At 64.6% G+C, this 240-nt stretch carries 1 protein-coding gene; it reads right to left on the reverse strand.

Annotated elements, in window-relative coordinates; all coding sequences use genetic code 11:
- A partial coding sequence (locus tag CAER_RS30845; protein ID WP_036797583.1) for a hypothetical protein occupies positions 1-240 on the reverse strand: 240 nt, incomplete at both ends.

Below are 240 nucleotides of genomic sequence, written 5' to 3' on the forward strand. Positions count from 1 at the left end.
CCCGCGCCTGATCCTCCTGGATCCGCACACGCTGCTCTGCCGCCGCCTCATTGGCCTTTTGCACCCCGGGATCCAGGCGGGAGATCGACTGCGACCCCAAACCGGCTTGGATGGTTGACCACGGCGTGCCAGCAACCTTGAAGCCCTCCCATTCATTATAGAAGCCTTCGCGCCCCTGCGGCATCCGGCGGCGCACCAGCTCCATGCCCAGCCGGTCCTGCATGCTCTTGTCAAACAGCT

Origin of the sequence: Leisingera caerulea DSM 24564 (assembly GCF_000473325.1) — a bacterium.
GTDB classification, from domain to species: domain Bacteria; phylum Pseudomonadota; class Alphaproteobacteria; order Rhodobacterales; family Rhodobacteraceae; genus Leisingera; species Leisingera caerulea.